The following is a 16,482-nucleotide window of genomic DNA, read 5'->3' as shown; positions in this document are numbered from 1 at the left end:
AAACTGACGACAAAAAAGGGGAGAACGACATGAAAAAACTGGTAACAGCAGCAATCTTCACCGCCCTGATGACCGGAACGGCGCTGGCGGACACGACCTTGAAGCTGGTGGAAGTCATCACCAGCCCGGAACGCACCGAAACGCTGAAGGGCATCGTTTCGAAATTCGAGGCCGCCAATCCCGGCACCAAGGTGGAAATCATCTCCCTGCCGTGGAGCGAAGCCTTCCAGAAATTCGCCACCATGGTTTCTGCGGGTGACATTCCCGATGTGATGGAAATGCCCGACACATGGCTGTCTCTCTATGCCAATAACGGCATGCTCGAAAGCCTTGAGCCCTATCTCGCCAAATGGGAGCACACTGCGGGTCTCAGCGACCGCACGCTGGAACTCGGCCGCGACGTGAAGGACACGGCCTATATGCTGCCTTACGGCTTCTATCTCCGCGCCATGTTCTACAACAAGAAGCTGCTGGAACAGGCGGGCGTGAAGGAGCCACCGAAGACGCTCGACGAATTCACCGACGCCTCGAAGAAGGTCGCGGCCCTTCCCGGTAAATATGGCTATTGCCTGCGCGGCGGTCCGGGCGGCCTCAACGGCTGGGTCATGTTCGGCGCCTCCATGGCCGGCTCGAACGAGTTCTTCACCAAGGACGGCACCTCCACCTTCGACAGCCCCGGCTGGGTGAAGGGACTGACCTATGTGGTCGATCTCTACAAGAACGGCTTGGCGCCGAAGGACAGCGTCAACTGGGGCTTCAATGAGATCGTCGCCGGCTTTTATTCCGGCACCTGCGCCTTCCTCGATCAGGACCCGGATGCGCTTATCGCCATTGCCCAGCGCATGAAGCCGGAAGATTTCGGCGTCATGACCATGCCGAAGGGACCTGACGGCAAGACCTTCCCGACGATCGGTTTCGCCGGCTGGTCGATGATGTCGAAATCCGAAAACAAGGACCTTTCCTGGAAGCTGATCGAGACGCTTGAAGGGCCGGAAGGCAATATCGAGTGGAACAAGAAGACCGGCGCGCTGCCGGTGCACAAGTCGGCGGAGAAGGACCCCTTCTATGCCAGCGAGCAGTTCAAGGGCTGGTTCGACGAACTGGCCGACAAGAACGCCGTGCCGACGACGATGCCGACCTATCTTGAGGAATTCGCCTTCTTCAAGGATTCGCTTGTGATCAAGACATCGCAGGAAGCGCTGCTCGGCGACATCACGCCGGAAGACCTTGCCAAGCAATGGGCTGATTACATGACCAAGGCGCAGCAGAAGTTCCTGGCCTCGAAGTAACGACATTGACCGGCTGCGCGGGCGCAAATGCCCGTGCGGCGGGTCTTGCCGGCCTTCGCTGCGACAGGCCTTTTCATAGAAATTTTTCGGATCGGTAAGCCGAGAGGCTGGAAAACCCGTCCGTTCCGTCGTCCGATCAGGGAGCGATACAATGTCCTATGCCCATGGCGCCGGGCCGGTGGCTGCGCGCAAACCGGCTGGCAAGCCCGCGATGCGGCGGTTTGCCGATTGGGCCGAACCCTGGCTTTACAGCGCGCCCGTGCTGGTGCTCATCGTCGCCGTCATGCTGGTGCCGCTGGTGCTTGGCCTCTCCTATGCCTTTCGCGATGTGCAGCTGCTCAATCCGTTTTCCGGCGGTTTTGTTGGTCTCAAACATCTGGAGGCGCTGTCGCAGGATGCGGCTTTTTACCGGGCGCTGAAAAATACGCTGTGGTGGACCGGCGCTTCGGTTTTCCTGCAATTCTTCTTCGGCCTCATTCTGGCGCTGCTGCTGGACAAGCCCTTTGCGGGCAGGGGGCTGGCGCAGGCGCTGGTGTTCCTGCCATGGGCCGTGCCGACCTTCCTTGCCGGTCTCAACTGGGCATGGCTGTTCAACCCGGTCATCGGGCCGCTGCCGCACTGGATGGTCTCGCTCGGGCTGTTATCCGCGCCCAACAATATCCTCGCCGATCCGCATCTCGCCATGTGGGGGCCGATCATCGCCAATGTCTGGTGGGGCATTCCCTTCTTCGCCATCACTTTGCTTGCGGCACTTCAGGCCATCCCGCGCGATCTTTACGAGGCGGCGGAAATTGACGGGGCGAACCCGCTGCAGCGCTTCACCTCCATCACCCTGCCGTTTCTGGCGCCCACCATCGCCATCACCATCCTGCTGCGCACCGTCTGGATCGCTAATTTCGCCGATCTCATCATCGTGATGACCAATGGCGGGCCGGCCGACCGCACGCAGATCGTCGCCAGCTACATCTTCACCCAGGCCTTCAGGCGCCTGGATTTCGGTTATGCCTCGGCCATTGCGCTGGTGCTTCTGGTGCTGCTGCTTGCCTATTCCATGCTGATCGTGCTGCTGCGCCAGCGCCTGATCGAGAAGGACTGACCGATGACATCAAGGATATTTCTCACCCTTGCCCATCGTCTGGCGATCCTTGCCTATATCGCCTTTGCGCTGTTCCCACTGTTCTGGCTGCTCAAGGTGTCCGTCACGCCGAATGATCTGCTCTATAGCGAAGGTGTGAGGATGTGGCCATCGCGGGCGACATGGGATCATTATCGTTTCGTCATAGAAAACAGTGCCTTCCCGACGTTTTTTAAGAACAGCGTCATCGTCGCGGGCTCCACGGCAATTGCCGTTACGATACTCTCGTCGCTGTCGGGTTACGCGCTGTCACGCTTCCGTTTCAAGGGCAAATACTGGATCGTGGCGCTAATGCTGATCACCCAGATGTTCCCGCTGGTCATGCTTGTCGCGCCGATCTTCAAGATGCTCTCGCCGCTCGGCCTCACCAACAGCCTGACGGGCCTCGTTATCGTCTACACCGCCTTCAACGTGCCCTTCGCCACCTTCCTGATGCAGTCCTTCTTCGATGGCATTCCGAAGGATCTGGAAGAGGCGGCGATGATTGACGGGGCAAGCCGGTTTACGGCCTTCCGCCAGATCATTCTGCCGCTGACGCTGCCGGGCATTGCCGCGACGCTTGGTTTCGTCTTCACCGCCGCGTGGAGCGAGCTTCTGTTTGCGCTGATGCTGATTTCCGGCAACCAGAGCGCCACCTTCCCGGTTGGCCTTCTGACCTTCGTTTCGAAATTCTCTGTCGACTTCGGGCAGATGATGGCGGCGGGCGTTCTGGCGCTCATTCCGGCCTGCCTCTTCTTCCTGCTCATTCAACGTTATCTCGTGCAGGGCCTGACGGCCGGCGCGGTGAAAGGATAATCCCATGGCTTCCATCGAGCTGAAGAATGTCGGCAAGACCTATGGCGACCTCGCCGTGCTGCATGGCGTCGATCTTGATATCAGGGATGGCGAGTTCATCGTCCTCGTCGGCCCATCCGGCTGCGGAAAATCGACGCTTTTGCGCATGATCGCCGGTCTGGAAGAAATCTCGTCCGGCGACCTCTCCATCGATGGCGAACGCGTCAACGATCGCCGGCCGAAGGATCGCGATATCGCCATGGTGTTCCAGTCCTATGCGCTCTATCCGCATATGAGCGTCGCCGACAATATGAGCTATAGCCTGCGCCTGCGCCGCAGCCCGAAAGAAACCATCGCGGCGGCGGTGGCCGGTGCTTCCGCCAAGCTCGGCCTCGATCCCTATCTCGCCCGCCGCCCGAAGGCGCTCTCCGGCGGCCAGCGCCAGCGCGTCGCCATGGGCCGCGCCATCGTGCGCCAGCCAAAGGCCTTCCTGTTCGATGAGCCGCTATCCAACCTCGATGCCCGGCTGCGCGAGCAGATGCGCGCCGAGATCAAACGCATGCATGCCGATCTTGGCGCAACCTCGGTTTACGTCACCCATGACCAGATCGAGGCGATGACGCTTGCCTCACGTATCGTCGCCATGAATGCCGGCCATGTACAGCAGATCGGCGCGCCGCTCGATCTCTATGATCGCCCGGCCAATCTTTTCGTCGCCGGCTTCATCGGTTCGCCCGGCATGAATTTCCTCGAAGGACGGCTCGTGCAGGAGAATGGCGGCAGTTTCGTCGTGCTGGGTGACGGCACGCGTCTGGCGCTTGGCCGGGAAGTGAAGCTGGCCGATGGCGAACCGGTCACGCTCGGTATCCGCCCGGAACATGTGATCGTCGCGCCGGCTGAAGGCGGTGTGGAAGCGACGGTCGATCTCGTCGAACCGACCGGCCTCGGCGTCATCCTGCACCTCACTGTGCATGGATTGCCCTTCAAGCTGTTTTCATCAGACAGGGCATTGTTGCAGCCGGGTAAATCCCTGCGGGTCGGTTTCCCGCAGGAAAGGCTGCATGTCTTTGACAGGAGTGGCGTCAGGATCGGGGAGGCGTGAGGTTTGGCATAGTACGCAGGAATATTTCCTGTGCGGTTGCACATCCACCTCCGTCATTCCGGCCTTGAGCTGGAACGGCGGAAAGCTGGAGACGTTGAAAACCTTCGCAAACGCGCCAACCGTGGCATCAGATTGCCTTTCGGTCGTCTATTATGGAGGCTCCGGCTGGATGTGAGCTTTCACAGGATTTTTCGTTCACGCGGACCCGCAGGCGCGTGGGGCTTACCCCCCTCTGCCCTGCCGGGCATCTCCCCCTCAAGGGGGGAGATCGGCAAGAGGCTCTTTCATCGCTTCACTCACAAGCTTCGAGATGTGCGAGACTTTGCCGCAGATCGATCTCCCCCCTTGAGGGGGAGATGCCCGGCAGGGCAGAGGGGGGTAAGCCCACGCGCCTGCGGGTCCGCGTGAACGAAAAACCTTGTGAAAGCCAGCACCTAGATCGCCACCCCCTTCTCATCGAACCTGTGGATCTTGGTCTCATCCGGCGTGATGAACACGGTATCGCCATGCCTGCATTCGAACTCGCCGTCCGTGCGGGCAGTGATCGGCCCGATACCGTCGACCTCGAGATGCAGAAAGGTATCCGATCCGAGATGTTCGGCGACGGTGACCTTGCCCTGCCACAGTCCGCTTTCCTTCGACAGCACCAGATGCTCCGGCCGCACACCGGCGGTGGTGGCGCCCTTTTGGCGGGCGTAATCGCCGGTCACCAGGTTCATGCGCGGCGAGCCGATGAAGCCGGCGACGAAGAGGTTGGCGGGGGAGCGGTAAAGCTCCATCGGCGAGCCGACCTGCTCGATATTGCCGCGGTTCAAGACGACGATCTTGTCGGCCATGGTCATGGCCTCGACCTGGTCGTGGGTGACGTAGATCATCGTTGTCTTCAGCGTGTTGTGTAGCTCGGAGATTTCCAGCCGCATGGTGCCGCGCAGCGCCGCATCGAGGTTGGAGAGCGGCTCGTCGAACAGGAAGGCGGAAGGTTCGCGCACGATGGCGCGGCCGATGGCGACACGCTGGCGCTGGCCGCCCGACAGCTGCGAGGGCCGGCGCTCGAGATAATCGGTGAGGTTCAGCACCCGGGCGGCGTCCTCGACCTTTTTATCGATGATCGCCTTGTCGAGCTTGGCCATCTTCAGCGGGAAGGCGATGTTGTTCCTGACACTCATATGCGGATAAAGCGCATAGGACTGGAACACCATGGCAAGGCCACGCTCGGCCGGCGCCTTTTCGGTGACATCCTTGCCGTCGATGACGATCTTGCCGCCGGAGACGTCCTCCAGCCCGGCGATGAGGCGCAGCAGCGTGGACTTGCCGCAGCCCGACGGACCGACGAAGACGACGAATTCGCCGTCGTTGATATCGAGATCGATCGACGGGATGACTTTCGCCTCACCGAAGAGCTTGGACACGTTCTGAAGGGAAATGCTGCCCATGTTTGTCGTTCCTTATTTCACGGCGCCAAAGGTCAGGCCACGCACGAGTTGTTTCTGCGAGAACCAGCCGATGACGAGAATGGGGGCGATCGCCATCATCGAGGCGGCCGAGAGTTTTGCCCAGAACAGCCCCTGCGGCGAGGAGAAGGAGGCGATGAAGGCCGTCAGCGGGGCCGCATTGGTGGTCGTCAGCCGGATGGTCCAGAAGGCTTCGTTCCAGGCAAGGATGACGTTGAGGAGCAGCGTCGAGGCAATGCCCGGCACCGCCATCGGCGTCAGCACATGCACGATCTCGTTCCACAGCGATGCGCCATCCATGCGGGCGGCTTCCAGAATCTCGCCGGGGATTTCCCGAAAGTAGGTGTAGAGCATCCAGATGACGATCGGCAGGTTGATGAAGGTGAGCATGATGGTCAGCCCGATGCGGGTATCGAGCAGGCCGGCATTGCGGAAGATCAGATAGATCGGCACCAGCACGGCGACGGCCGGCATCATCTTGGTGGAGAGCATCCACATCAAAATGTCCTTGGTGCGCTTGGTCGGCGAGAACGCCATGGCCCAGGCGGCGGGAATGGCGATGATCAGCGCGATGATCGTCGAGCCGAGCGACAGCACCACCGAGTTCATGAACGGCTTGAAGTAATCGCGCTGGGTCTGGACCGTCACGTAATTCTCAAGCGTGCCCGAGGGAATGAGGCTGAAGCCGGCGATCGCTTCCGGCTCGGTCTTGAGCGAGGTGAGGAAGGCATAAAGGATCGGGAAGAACAGCAGGAGCGCCACGGCCCAGGCCGCGATGGAAAAGCCGATCTTCGCACGTGTGGTTGTCTTGCGGGCCATGATTAGACCTCCCCTGAGGTAATAGCGGCAAACGCACGGGGCCGTTTCGGTGCTGAGACGGAGACATCCGCTCCACCCTCATCCCTGTGCTTGTCACAGGGATCCAGCCAGCCCAAGTCTTTGGGCTGAGAAAGAGTCTTCCCGCCGCGCCGACACACGTCGGCTGGATTCCTGTGACGAGCACAGGAATGAGGGAGGTTGGAAGGCCGTCCAGAGAACAAAACCATGGTCATATCGCGCTCCTCCTACCGATCCAGATTCTTGCCAACCGCCCGCATCAGGAAGATGGCGACGATGTTGGCGAGGATGACGGCGATGATGCCGCCGGCCGATGCGCCGCCGACGTCGTAACCGAGAAGCGCCGTGCGATAGATGAGGAAGGCGAGGTTGGTGGAGGCATAACCGGGGCCGCCATTGGTGGTGACGAGGATTTCCGCGTAAACGCCGAGCAGGAAGATCGTCTGGATCAGAATGACGACGGTGATGGCGCGCGACAGATGCGGCAGGGTCAGATGGATGAAGCGGTTGACGAAGTTGGCGCCATCCATCTCGGCCGCTTCCTTCTGTTCGCCATCGAGCGACTGCAGGGCGGTAAGCAGGATCAGCGTCGCAAAGGGCAGCCATTGCCAGGCGACGATGATGATGATGGACAAGAGCGGAAACTGCGCGAACCAGTCGACCGGCTGGAAACCGAAGAAGCGGGAGAGATCGGCAAGCACGCCGTAACCGGGATGCATGATCATGTTCTTCCACACCAAAGCTGCGACAGGCGGCATGACGAAGAAGGGCGAGATGATCATGATGCGCACGATGCCCTGGCCGAAAATGTCATTGTCGAGCAAAAGCGCAATGGCGATGCCGCCGATGACGGTGATCAGCAGCACGCCGCCGACGATCAGTAGCGTGTTCCAGATCGACTGGAAGAAGGCCGGGTCGGTATAGAAATACTGGTAATTGAACAGACCGGCGAAGCTGACATTGGCCGGATTGAGGAGATTGTAGTTCTGGAACGAAAACCACAGGGTCATCGCCAGAGGCACGATCATCCACACCAGCAACAACAGCACCGATGGCGCAAGCATGACCCGCGCTAATCCGCTTGTGTTTCGGGTTGCCATGAGTTTCCCCTCCCTAACCGATACCCGCAACGTCTCCCGCCGGGGCATCCGAATTTAACGATTATCTTACTGCCGGCCTTCGCCCGTCGCCGCATGGTAGGTCGCCAGCACCTGATCCACTGCCGCGACCAGAACCTCCTCCATATCCTTTCCTGCAACTGCCGCGAGCGGCAATTCGCCGAGATACTGGCGCAGCAGGGGTTCGGGAATTGTCTTCCCATCCAGCGCCTTATGCAAGGCGGAAACGGCCGCAAGCGCTTCCGGCCGCGTCCAGTAATAGCGGATGCGGTCGCTGTAGCTGTAGTGGCGCTGCAATCGCAGCGTGATGTCATCGCCATGATAATGTCCGCGCCAGTCGCCGGGTGAAGAAAGCATCAGCTCCTCCATGGTCCGCGCCAAAGGACGGTCGCCATAATCGCCGATCATCTCGGAGGCGATCATGTCGAGTGCGTAAAGCGCCTCGCGATAGGCGAAGGTCAGGCCAGGGCCCACTTTCAGGATGGGATATCCATCGCATACCAATGTCGTGAGGGCGGCCTGCGTCTGGTAATCGGTGGAATGGGCCTCGAAGACCAGTTGCGGTTCGGCGTCGAGCACGGCGCTCAAGGCGGTGGCCGCTTGCGGATCGTAAGCGACGACATTGTCGCTGCCGAATTCCACGCCGGGCTGCACGACAAAGGCGATGACCCGTTCGAACGCATCGGAAAGGCCGTGTCGCGCGAATATTTCGCGGTGAAGGTCGATGGTCTGGCGCGCCGCCTGCGGCTGCGTCGGCGCGACCGTATCGAGCACATGGTCCGCCCCGCCCGGCACCGGCACCTCGGTGCCGAGAATATAAAGCGGTTTCGGCAGGCCGGCAGCCGTGGCGGCCTTTTCGGCGACGGCCGCAAGTTTGGCGGCGCGGTTGGCTATCGTGTCGTCGTCCAGCGCCGCCGGTTCACCGGCGCAGCCCATCGAGGCATCGAGATGGATTTTGCGAAAACCCGCCGTCACATAGGCCTCGACCATGGCGGCGGCTTTTGTCAGCGCCTCCTCGGCCGTTTCCTTACGCCAGGGATTGGGGCCGAGATGGTCTCCGCCAAAAATCACCAGTTCGCGGGGCAACCCTTCTTCCTCGGCAATGCTGTTGACGAAGCTGACGAAGTCCCGTGGCGTCATGCCGGTATATCCGCCGAGATGATTGACCTGATTGCAGGTTGCCTCGATCAGCACCGGTGTCCTGCCGCCGGCGGCGCGGCGGATTGCGGCGCGCAGAACAACGGGATGGGCGGAGCAGACGGAGGTGATGCCGGCGGGCTTGCCGGAGCGGCGCGCGGCGGCGAGATTTTCGAGTATACCGGTCACAGGATTTCCTCCGACAGTTGCGCGGCCATAAAGGCGTCGAGTTCGGAAAGGCTGGCGGCGCCTTCCATCGGGCCGCGGCGGGTGACATTGTGCGCGCCGGCGGCATTGGCATAGGCGAGCGCCTGTCCGGGGTGCATGCCCAGGCGGCGGCAGGTGAGATAGGTCGCACCGAAACAGTCGCCGGCACCGGTCGGGTCGATTTCGCGGACCCGCAAGCCGGGGACGTCGATGCGCCCATGGGCGCGGCTGAAATGGCTTGCGCCATCCGCGCCGCGCTTCAGCACGATCTCGCCGATACCGGAGGCAAGCAGCTTTTCGATTGCCGCGTCCTCGTCATGAAGCCCGGAGGCCGCCTGAAGCTCCTCACCGGAGGGCAGGAGAAGATCGGTAATCTCAAGCAGATCGTCGATCAGCCTGCGGCCGGCATCGCCCTGCGCCAGTTCCTTGCGGATGTTCGGATCGAAGGAGACCGAGCCGCCGCGCGCCTTGACGCTTCTGATGGCCTCAAGAATGATTTCGCCGATACCGGCAATCGCAAAGGCCGATCCCATGACATGCACATGGCCGGCTTTTTCGATAAGAGCCTGCGCTTCATCGGTCATATGCGTTTCGCTGGCCGCCGAATGGGCGATGTTGAAAACGAAGTCCCGTGCGCCGTTTTCCCGGTAACGCACGAAGGCGCTGCCCGTCGGCCGGTCGGGAATGGTGGCGATGGCCGATACGTCGACGCCGTCGCCGCGCAGCCTCTCGACATTGAGACGGCCGAAATCATCGTCACCGACTGCGGCGATGATGCCGGCCGCTCCGCCGCAGCGCGCCACCTGATCGATGAAGATGGCCGGTGCGCCGCTCGGGAAGGGGCCGATCAGCGCCTGCGGCTCCAGAAAGCCGTCGCCCACCGTCGTCGCCATGATTTCCACGAGGATTTCCCCCGCCGTGATGGTCGGGCCTTTCGTGTGCGGCGCCAGTGCGGATGTCTGCCTCATCGTCTCCTCCATATGCATTCGGCTCCCGTCCTTTTGGCGGATGCAAATCCGCCGTCCCGAGGGCTTCTGATTTTCGGATATCATCCAAAAATTTACGCGCGTCAATATATGAGATGATGAAAATTTTGTTGCATCGCAGCAAGCAAGGAACCTCTAGAAATAATTTTTTATGATATTATTCGCTTTAAAACAGTGGTTTATTGGCGCGTGCGACGATATCTCCATGCTCCGATTTATTTTCGGATGTTGACAAGAGAGCGGATTTCGCGAGATAAAAAATTTACGCATGTATTGTTATGCGTGGACATCCGTAAAGGAGGAGCGGGTATCATGAACAAATTCATTGGAATTCTGTTGTCGTCTGTGGTTGGAGCCGGGCTTCTGGCCGGGCTGGCGCAGGCGGAAGAGATCAACATTGCCACCGTCAACAATGGCGACATGATCATCATGCAGAAGCTTTCCAGCGCCTGGGAGAAGGAGACGGGCAACAAGATCAACTGGATCGTGCTGGAAGAGAATGTTCTGCGCGAACGCGTCACCACCGATATCGCCACCAATGGCGGGCAGTTCGATATCATGACCATTGGCGGTTACGAGGCGCCGATCTGGGGCAAGCAGGGCTGGCTGGCGCCGGTCGACGATCTCGGCGACGACTACGATTACGCCGATCTGCTTGATCCGATCAAGAAAGGCCTGACTGTCGACGGCAAGCTTTACGCCGTGCCATTCTACACCGAAAGCTCGTTCACGCTTTACCGCAAGGATCTGTTCGATGCAGCCGGCCTGAAGATGCCGGACAATCCGACCTACGATCAGATCAAGGATTTCGCCGCCAAGCTCACTGACAAGTCGAAGCAGCAATATGGCATCTGCCTGCGCGGCAAGCCGGGCTGGGGCGAAAACATGGCTTTCCTCGGCACCATGATCAACACCTATGGCGGCCGCTGGTTCGACATGGACTGGAAACCGCAGCTGACGAGCGAGCCGTGGAAAAAGGCGATCTCGGATTATGTGGCGCTGATGACCTCCTACGGCCCGCCCGGCGCGGCCGCCAACGGCTTCAACGAGAACCAGACGCTGTTTTCATCCGGCCGTTGCGCCATGTGGATCGACGCCACTTCGGCGGCGGGCCGCGTTTATGACCCCAAGCAAAGCCAGGTTGCCGACAAGACCGCTTTCACGCGCGCTCCAGTCGAAGTGACGCCGAACGGGTCGAGCTGGTCGTGGTCGTGGAACCTCGCCATTCCGAACACCACGAAGAAGCTCGAAACTGCCAAGTCCTTCGTCAAATGGGCGACCTCGAAGAACTATGTGAAGACGGTTGGCGAAAGCGAAGGCTGGGTCGCCGTGCCGCCGGGCACGCGCAAATCCACCTATGAACTGCCGGAATACAAGAAGGCGGCGCCCTTTGCGGATACGGTGCTGAAGGCGATCATGTCGGCCGATCCGTCCAAGCCGACCAAGGATCCGGTGCCCTATACCGGCGTGCAGTTCGTCGCCATACCGGAATTCCAGTCCATCGGCACGATTGTCGGCCAGCAGATCGCGGCCGCCCTTTCCGGCCAGCAGACCGTCGATGCGGCGCTCGAAGGCGCACAGAAACAGGTCGAGCGTGACATGACCCGCGCGGGCTACATCAAGTAGCCGCGTCCTCCCGGCGTGCCGCCCGTTTGCCTTTCGGGGGCGGGCGGCATGGGTGGGGATTGAGGGCCAGTTCTTCCCTCATTCCTGTGCCTGTCACAGGAATCCAGTCAGCCCAAGTCTTTGGGCTGGAAGGACTCTCTCGCCGCGCAGACGCGCGTCGGCTGGATTCCTGTGACAGGCACAGGAATGAGGCGAGTGAGGAAAAGCATCTAACAACAAACGAGCATGGCTAACTTACCCACCATGCATCACGGAGATCGACATGAGATTGAAGAACAAGGTCGCGCTGATCACCGGCGCCGCCCGCGGCATCGGCCTTGGTTTCGCGCAGGCTTTTGCCGATGAAGGTGCGAAGGTGATTATCGCCGATATCGATATCGCCCGGGCGACGGCTTCCGCCGCCGCCATCGGCCCTGCAGCCAAGGCTGTGAAGCTGGATGTGACCGATCTTTCCGAGATTGATGCCGTGGTGAAGGCGGTGGATGAGCAATTCGGCGGCATCGACATTCTCGTCAACAATGCCGCGATCTTCGATATGGCGCCGATCAACGGCATTACCGAAAAGAGTTATGAGCGGGTCTTCGACATCAATCTCAAGGGACCGTTGTTCATGATGAAGGCGGTCTCGAATGTGATGATCGAGCGGGCGCGCGGTGGCAAGATCATCAATATGGCGAGCCAGGCCGGCCGTCGCGGCGAAGCGCTCGTCACGCTTTATTGCGCTTCCAAGGCGGCGATCATTTCCGCCACGCAGTCGGCGGCGCTGGCGCTCGTCAAGCACGGCATCAATGTCAACGCCATTGCACCCGGCGTCGTGGATGGCGAGCATTGGGAAGTGGTCGATGCGGAGTTCGCCAAATGGGAAGGCCTGAAGCCGGGTGAGAAGAAGGCGGCGGTGGCGAAATCCGTGCCGATCGGCCGTTTTGCGACGCCCGACGACATCAAGGGGCTGGCGGTTTTCCTCGCCTCTTCCGACAGCGACTATATTCTCGCCCAGACATATAATGTCGACGGCGGCAACTGGATGAGCTGAAAAGCCGGAGATGAATGACCATGCATGCCATTCAATTCGTCGAGAAGGGACAGGCCGTTCTGGCGGAGGTTCCCGTTGCCGATCTGCCGCCGGGCCACGCGCTTGTGCGGGTCAAGGCTTCGGGGCTTTGCCACACCGATATCGATGTGCTCCACGCGCGTTACGGCGACGGTGCCTTTCCGGTCATTCCGGGGCATGAATATGCCGGTGAAGTCGCGGCCGTGGCCGCCGATGTGACGGGCATAAAGGCCGGCGACCGGGTGGTGGTCGATCCCAATCTGCCCTGCGGCACCTGCCCGAGTTGCAGGAAGGGGTTGACCAATCTTTGCAGCACGCTGAAGGCCTATGGCGTTTCCCATAATGGCGGTTTCGCGGAATTCAGCTTGGTGCGCGCCGATCACCTGCATGGCATCGGCTCCATGCCCTATCATGTCGCGGCGCTGGCTGAACCGCTTGCCTGCGTCGTCAACGGCATGCAGAGCGCGGGCATTGGCGAGAACGGAACGGTGGCTGAAAATGCGCTGATTTTTGGCGCCGGTCCCATCGGCCTGCTGCTTGCTCTATCGCTGAAAGCGCGCGGCATCGAGACGGTGACGATTGCCGATATCAACGAAAGCAGGCTGGCTTTTGCCGAAGGTCTCGGGCTTAAGGTGGCAGTTTCCGGCTCGGAAGCTCTCCTGCGGCAACAGAAGTCTTTCGATGTCGTGGCGGATGCGACCGGAATCGCACCCGTTGCGGAAGCGATGATCCCGCTGGTTGCCGATGGCGGCACGGCGCTGTTCTTCGGCGTCTGCGCGCCGGATGCCCGCATTTCGGTCGCGCCCTTCGAAATCTTCAGGCGTCAGCTGAAGCTTGTCGGCTCGCATTCGTTGAACCGTAACATACCGCAGGCGCTTGCCATTCTGGAAACGGATGGCGATGTCATGGCGCGGCTCGTCTCGCACCGGCTGCCGCTTTCGGAGATGCTGCCGTTCTTTACGAAGAAACCATCCGATCCGGCCACCATGAAAGTGCAATTTGCAGCCGAATGATCGTTTGGTGGTTGATAACCGCAGTCGACCGGCTTTTCGTGCGAAGGCCGGTCGATATAAAGTACCACATGTAATATCTCATGGGGGCAAGCACTTTGGCCAAATCTATCAGGACGATGGAAGAGTTTTCGGAATTCGTCGGCCTTTCGCGCCCGACTGTTTCGAAATACTTCAATGATCCGGCCTCGGTCCGCAAGAAGACGCGGGACACCATCGAGGATGCGCTGAAGAAATCGGGTTTCCGGCCCAATATTTTCGCCGTCAATCTCAACCGCCGCCGCTCCAATATCATCGGCATCATCATCCCGAATTCCACCGATCCCTTCTATATGGCGCTGACTAGCCGCATCGAGCTCATCGCCAACGAGGCGGGCTTCCTTGCCTTCGTGCTGTCATCCGACGGCAAGGCGGAAATCGAAGACCGCGCCATCCGCACCTTCAAGTCGATGAATGTGGCCGGCGCTATCATCGCGCCGCTCGGCGTCAAATCCCACCGCGCCACGCTGGAGCAACTCGCCGCCAGCATTCCGATCGTTTATGTCGATTCGCCGCTCGACGAGACCTCGGCCTTTGTCGGCACCGACAACCGCCAGAGTGTCGGGCTGATGGTGGATTATCTCTGCCGCTCGGGCGAGCCGCCCTGTTTCTTCGACATGCCGCAGGTCAATACCAATGCCGCCACGCGTCGCACTGCCTATGAGGAGGCCATGCGGCGCCTTGGTTTCGAGCCGCAGGTGATCAACGTTCCAGACATTGTCACCTGGGATTTCGAGCGTTTCGCCTTCGATGAAGCGGGCAGGTTGCTGGAAGGGGCGGGGTCTCTGCCATCGCGCACGATTCTATGCGCCAACGACCGCATCGCCTTCGGCGTCATCGCCGCCGCCTTCCAGAAGGGCATCAGGGTCGGCCATGGTGCGGATTACGATCTCAGGGTTGCCGGTCATGACGATCATCCGTTGTCGCGTTATGCCTGCCCGCCGATTACCACGGTGGCGCAGAATTATAACGAGATCGGCAGGCTGTCGATCGAGCTTCTGTTGCAGAAGCTGAACGAGGAGGCGGATGATGCCGCCACCCGGATGCGGGAACGCATCCTGCTCAGCGCCGATCTGATGCTGCGTAAATCGGCCTGATGACTTGTTAGATAAACTAAACAAAAAATCTGATTTTCTAAATAGAACTAATATTTGAACGCTCCTACTCTGTTCCCAAGGTTGCTTTGGGAGGCGACCGCGAGAGCCGGCGCAAAGGCGTGCCGGGATCCGGGAGGAACGCAGAAACGTCATGTGGCCAGCGCCGCGAAGGTCACACCTTCGTAGCCTCGGTATCGCATGGCCTTCGCCGGGCAGACTGGACACTCTCGCCAGCAATTTCCCCAGCGAAGGATGTCAAAACATGAATCTCTATTCTCTTCTGTCAGTGCGTGCAGCCGGTGGCAAACCTGTCAGGGTCGGTCTCATCGGCGCCGGCAAGTTCGGCTCCATGGTGCTGGCGCAGGCGCAGCGCATCGCCGGTTTCCACATGGTCGCCGTCGCAGACCTCAATGTCGGCAAGGCGAGGGAATCGTTTGACCGCGTCGGCTGGCCGAAGGAGCGTTATGACGCGACGAGCTGCGCCGATGCGCTGAAAAGCGGCAAGACCTATGTGACCGATGATGTGAACGAGCTTTTCGCCTGCGGCGAAATCGAATGTGTCATCGAGGCCACCGGCCATCCGCTGGCCGGCGCGCGCCACGCGCTCGGCGCCATCGAGCACAACAAACATGTCGTCATGGTCAATGTCGAAGCCGATGTCATGGTCGGGCCGATCCTTGCTGAAAAGGCCCGCGCCAAGGGCCTCATCTATTCGATGGCTTACGGCGACCAGCCGGCGCTGATCTGCGAGCTGGTGGACTGGGCGCGCGCCACCGGTTTCGAGGTCGTCTCCGCCGGCAAGGGCATGAATTTCGAGCCGCGTTATCGTTATTCGACGCCGGACACGGTCTGGGGTTATTTCGGCTGGACGGAAGAGGAAGTGGCCAAGGGCGACTTCAATCCGAAAATGTACAATTCCTTCACCGACGGCACCAAGGCGGCCATCGAGATGGCGGCCGTCGCCAACGGTACGGGGCTGGATTGCCCGGATGACGGTCTGGCCTTCCCGCCGGCCGGCCTGCACGATCTCGCCCGCGTCTTCCGCCCCGCTGCCGATGGCGGCCGCATGGCGCGCTCCGGTCTCGTGGACATCGCCGCGAGCCAGGAGCCGGATGGGCGCGAGGTGTTCAACAACATCCGCTACGGCGTTTTCGTCACCTTCAAGGCGCATAATGAATATGCCCGGGCCTGCTTCAAGCAATATGGCCTGCTGACCGATCCCTCCGGCTGGTACGCCTCCATGTGGCGTCCATTCCACATCATCGGGCTGGAAACCTCGATCAGCGTGCTTTCCGCCGTGCTGCGCAACGAAGCGACCGGTTGCTCCAGGGAGTTCCGCGGCGATGCCGTCGCTACGGCGAAGAAGGATATGCAGCCCGGCGAGATGCTCGACGGCGAGGGCGGTTACGCGGTCTGGGCAAACGCCATTCCCGCCACCCGTAGCCTAGACATCAAGGCACTGCCGATCGGCCTTGCCCATAATGTCAAGCTGAAGCGCGCCATCAAGAAAGACCAGATCGTCAGCTTCGACGATGTGGAGCTGGTCAATGATCTCGATGTGGTGAAGCTGCGCCAGGACATGGAAAACCAGTTCCGCCCGCAAAAGGACGCCGCGGCGTAATG

The 16,482-nt window shown here is 60.5% G+C and carries 14 protein-coding genes; 9 read left to right on the top strand and 5 right to left on the bottom strand.

Annotated features, from left to right (window positions below):
• Nucleotides 1–29: 29 nt before the first annotated feature.
• From CFBP4996_RS15145 to CFBP4996_RS15130, 4 genes are all read left to right on the top strand, one after another.
• On the top strand, nt 30–1,289 hold the full coding sequence (locus tag CFBP4996_RS15145; protein WP_080854691.1) for an ABC transporter substrate-binding protein: 1,260 nt from the start codon (nt 30–32) through the stop codon (nt 1,287–1,289).
• Between the two features lie 151 nt (nt 1,290–1,440).
• Nucleotides 1,441–2,385 (top strand): carbohydrate ABC transporter permease, encoded by a 945-nt coding sequence (locus CFBP4996_RS15140; protein WP_003499971.1) that lies wholly within the window; start codon nt 1,441–1,443, stop codon nt 2,383–2,385.
• Nucleotides 2,386–2,388: 3 nt separating this feature from the next.
• Complete coding sequence (locus tag CFBP4996_RS15135) at nt 2,389–3,219, top strand: carbohydrate ABC transporter permease (RefSeq protein ID WP_035228147.1); 831 nt, start codon at nt 2,389–2,391, stop codon at nt 3,217–3,219.
• A 4-nt stretch (nt 3,220–3,223) separates the two neighbouring features.
• The gene (locus tag CFBP4996_RS15130; RefSeq protein WP_080854692.1) at nt 3,224–4,300 is read left to right on the top strand and encodes an ABC transporter ATP-binding protein; all 1,077 of its coding nucleotides are present in this window, start codon (nt 3,224–3,226) and stop codon (nt 4,298–4,300) included.
• Nucleotides 4,301–4,734: 434 nt separating this feature from the next.
• Here the strand turns inward: CFBP4996_RS15130 and CFBP4996_RS15125 are convergent, their stop codons facing one another.
• From CFBP4996_RS15125 to CFBP4996_RS15105, 5 genes are all read right to left on the bottom strand, one after another.
• The gene (locus tag CFBP4996_RS15125; protein ID WP_080854693.1) at nt 4,735–5,733 is read right to left on the bottom strand and encodes an ABC transporter ATP-binding protein; all 999 of its coding nucleotides are present in this window, start codon (nt 5,731–5,733) and stop codon (nt 4,735–4,737) included.
• Between the two features lie 12 nt (nt 5,734–5,745).
• A complete protein-coding gene (locus tag CFBP4996_RS15120; RefSeq protein ID WP_080854694.1) occupies nt 5,746–6,570 on the bottom strand; it encodes a carbohydrate ABC transporter permease in 825 nt (274 codons plus the stop codon).
• Between the two features lie 245 nt (nt 6,571–6,815).
• The gene (locus CFBP4996_RS15115; protein ID WP_080854695.1) at nt 6,816–7,688 is read right to left on the bottom strand and encodes a carbohydrate ABC transporter permease; all 873 of its coding nucleotides are present in this window, start codon (nt 7,686–7,688) and stop codon (nt 6,816–6,818) included.
• Between the two features lie 66 nt (nt 7,689–7,754).
• A complete protein-coding gene (locus CFBP4996_RS15110; protein WP_080854696.1) occupies nt 7,755–9,032 on the bottom strand; it encodes a D-tagatose-bisphosphate aldolase, class II, non-catalytic subunit in 1,278 nt (425 codons plus the stop codon).
• Nucleotides 9,029–10,036, bottom strand: a complete 1,008-nt coding sequence (locus tag CFBP4996_RS15105) for a tagatose kinase (RefSeq protein WP_162936111.1) — start codon at nt 10,034–10,036, stop codon at nt 9,029–9,031. Before CFBP4996_RS15105 ends, CFBP4996_RS15110 begins: the two co-directional genes overlap by 4 nt.
• 312 nt (nt 10,037–10,348) lie before the next feature.
• Here CFBP4996_RS15105 and CFBP4996_RS15100 point away from each other — a divergent pair, with 312 nt between their 5' ends.
• The 5 genes from CFBP4996_RS15100 to CFBP4996_RS15080 all read left to right on the top strand — a co-directional run bounded on the left by CFBP4996_RS15100 (nt 10,349) and on the right by CFBP4996_RS15080 (nt 16,480).
• Entirely contained in the window at nt 10,349–11,662 is a 1,314-nt protein-coding gene (locus tag CFBP4996_RS15100) for an ABC transporter substrate-binding protein (RefSeq protein ID WP_162936112.1), read from the top strand.
• Between the two features lie 262 nt (nt 11,663–11,924).
• Nucleotides 11,925–12,695 (top strand): galactitol 2-dehydrogenase, encoded by a 771-nt coding sequence (locus CFBP4996_RS15095; protein WP_080854698.1) that lies wholly within the window; start codon nt 11,925–11,927, stop codon nt 12,693–12,695.
• Between the two features lie 20 nt (nt 12,696–12,715).
• The gene (locus CFBP4996_RS15090) at nt 12,716–13,726 is read left to right on the top strand and encodes a D-altritol 5-dehydrogenase (RefSeq protein WP_080854916.1); all 1,011 of its coding nucleotides are present in this window, start codon (nt 12,716–12,718) and stop codon (nt 13,724–13,726) included.
• Between the two features lie 116 nt (nt 13,727–13,842).
• Nucleotides 13,843–14,859, top strand: a complete 1,017-nt coding sequence (locus CFBP4996_RS15085; protein ID WP_080854699.1) for a LacI family DNA-binding transcriptional regulator — start codon at nt 13,843–13,845, stop codon at nt 14,857–14,859.
• Between the two features lie 262 nt (nt 14,860–15,121).
• Nucleotides 15,122–16,480 (top strand): NAD(P)H-dependent oxidoreductase, encoded by a 1,359-nt coding sequence (locus CFBP4996_RS15080; RefSeq protein ID WP_162936113.1) that lies wholly within the window; start codon nt 15,122–15,124, stop codon nt 16,478–16,480.
• Nucleotides 16,481–16,482 lie beyond the last annotated feature (2 nt).

This window comes from Agrobacterium leguminum (assembly GCF_005144435.2).
In the GTDB taxonomy this organism is placed as follows: Bacteria; Pseudomonadota; Alphaproteobacteria; order Rhizobiales; family Rhizobiaceae; genus Agrobacterium; species Agrobacterium leguminum.
This window is presented reverse-complemented; position numbering and strand designations above follow the sequence as displayed.